This window comes from Arthrobacter sp. NamB2 (assembly GCF_005281365.1).
In the GTDB taxonomy this organism is placed as follows: Bacteria; Actinomycetota; Actinomycetes; order Actinomycetales; family Micrococcaceae; genus Arthrobacter_D.
In genome coordinates this window covers 1-2,692 of the sequence record NZ_SZWI01000014.1, presented here as the reverse complement: position 1 = coordinate 2,692, position 2,692 = coordinate 1, and the positions used below count along the sequence as shown (strand labels likewise).

The 2,692-nt window shown below is 64.8% G+C and carries 1 pseudogene; it reads right to left on the bottom strand.

The window, feature by feature from the left end:
- Positions 1-126: 126 nt before the first annotated feature.
- A pseudogene (locus FDK12_RS14925) lies at positions 127-1,419 on the bottom strand (class I SAM-dependent methyltransferase).
- Positions 1,420-2,692: the final 1,273 nt, after the last annotated feature.

Below are 2,692 nucleotides of genomic sequence, written 5' to 3'. Positions count from 1 at the left end.
ACACCCGCAGCAGCTGCACGCACGCGGCACACCCCTCCACCGGAGCGAGAGGCTCCGCCTCATGGCGATCAATTCACGTGCTCATCGGTCGAATGAGGACAGAAGATCCTGTTCGGTGGTCCGTCGTCAGATCCATTCGCGACGCCGCAGTGGTGGTTTCCGCCCTCCTGGCCGCTGAACCAGCACCTGGTTTACGCCGTTCAGGCCCCGCTCGAACCCGAGTGCGCTGGACGCCATGTACAAGCGCCATACTCAAGCCCGGCCCTCGCTCGTCACGCGTACTGCCTCATCCCAATTTGCTTCGAGATTGTGCACCCAGGCACGGAGGGTCAGTGCGTAGTGCAGTCGGAGTGCTTCAACGTCGAGAACTTCCAGCCCAGCAGCTTCCAGTGCCCCCATCACGACGGTCAGACTGAGCATCTCACCATCAGGAAAAACATAGCGGGGGATGAAGGAGTCCGGGTCCGCTGGCATCTCGCCGGCATTCCATGAGATCGCATGGTTGAGAATCCGGCCGCCAGGACTCAGGAGACCGTGCAGGTGGGATGCGTAGTCACCTATCTGCTCGCGGCCGACGTGTTCGGACATGCCGATCGAGCTGATGGCATCGAAGGGTCCGTCGTCGAGGTCGCGGTAATCCTGAACGCGGATCTCGATCCTCTCGGAGAGTCCCGCGTCGGCCGTACGCGCACGCCCGAGGGTCGCCTGCTCGTGGGAGAGGGTGACACCGACGACGTCCACTCCGTAGCGCCGTGCGGCATGCAGTGCGAAGCTGCCCCAACCGCAGCCCACATCCAGCACGCGCATGCCGGGGCGGAGATCGAGCTTACGGCAGACGAGATCGAGCTTTGCTTCCTGAGCTGCGTCCAGGCCGGTGTTCTCGTCGTCCCAGACGGCGCAGGAATAGACCATCGTCTGTCCGAGGACAAGCGCGTAGAACTCGTTGCCGACGTCGTAGTGGTGCGAGATCGCGGCCGCATCGCGCTGCTTCGAGTGCTTCCGTCCCGACCGTACGACGTTCATCTCCTCCGGCGGCGGAGCCGGCGGAGCCGGCGGAAGTCCCAAGGCACCAACGCGTAGCGCGGTCCGCATCAGTCTCAGGCGCTCACCCGCGGTTGGGGGACGAAAAGCCTTCAACTCCGTGAACTTGCCCACCGAGCTGAGCGCGGAGAAGCTCTCGAAGAGGTCGCCTGGACCGTCGATGTCACCGGCGACGTAGGCACGGCTCAATCCGAGCTGGTTGGGCGACCACAGCATCCGCCGCAATCCCAACGGGGATCGGAACTCCAGCACCGGGGCGTCAGGGGGCCCGGCTTCCGAGCCGTCCCACGCGCGCAGGCGCAGCGGTATCTGCTCGGTGCCAAGAATGATGCCCAAAGCTTCGGCAAGTCGTGGAGCTACTCCCGCTTTCCTGCTCATGCCCCCTGTCTACTATGACTCGTTCGCAGGGGCCAGAGGCAGTCGGCGCCTGGTGACCGGCAATATCGGCGAATGGGTGCGCTGGGCGTCTGCCTCGAGATGCTGGGAGAAGGCATGGCAACTGCCGGGTTCAGACTCCGATCGTTGCCGTTGCAGAACGGCGTGGACTTCGAGTACGTCGAACTGTTGCCGCGTAATGCTGCCTGTCTGGTTCGACCTGCTGCTATTCAGCTGTCTGGTTCGACCTGCTGCCGTGCCGCTTACCGGTTCCTCCGCGAGCTGGAAACCACAAGGCAGCGCAGCCACGGCAGGACGGCGGGTCCGCGGCAAACCCTTTGTGAGTGCCGTTTTGACGCCCGAGCCGTCGTCCACTCGCCGACGTTCTGATCGAGGCCGGGCCCTTGCACCCGTGCTCCCGAAGCGGGTGCGCAGTGGCGACTTCTCCGGGTTCCTCCCGTGAACTGTTGCCACGCCCTCCAAGAGGAACCAGGCGAGATCTCTAGCCGGGCGTCTCTACCGCCAGATCCCGGGGGCGGACAGCGCACTACCCCCACCGAGGCCGCAGGGGATGGAAGAGGAAGGTCCAACGATCAGCAGTAGGCTCGCTCACAGGAGAGCGGGGCCGGCGAACGGAGCCGGCTGATCGCAGGTGAGGAGCGGCTCGGGCGCCGGACGGGGGAAGCGAAAGCATTTCAACCGAATTCCATCAGCCCGATCCGCCACCTGTGCCCTGCGGGGCGGGTTCGGGTGCTGCAGTCCGAAGCGGCCGGGTGGTGCGCGGTGGAGTTCGCTCTAACGAGCGAGCCCGGTTTGCCGCGGCGCAGCCGGGGACACGCGCGCCACGACGCCGACCCGTGGCAGCACGTCGGGTTGTCCGTTGATTCCTTGCACCTGTTAGATCGTTGACCGAACCGGGGCGATGGTGCGTCGTCGGGTCAGCTGGTCCTGGTTCCGCTGTCGGCTGGCCGTGGGCCTCACTCGTTCTCGGGCCGGCGCGTGCGTAGGAAGGGGGTCGGCCTGGGCTGTTCGCCGGTGGTGGTGGGTGGATTTGTGTTGGGGGCGTGGTGGTCGTATAGTTATGGAGTTGCCCCGGTGAGGGTGACGGCCCCCCTTACAAATTTGAAGTTGTTCTGACGTGTGCTGTGCACGTGTCGGGATTGGCTTCCTGTTTGTTGTCGGTTGTGTGGGTCTGCTGGTTGGCTGTGGTGCCGGGTTTCGCCTGGTGATGCTGCTGGGAGCGGATTTGCGGGATCGGGTTGGTGCGGGTAAGCTC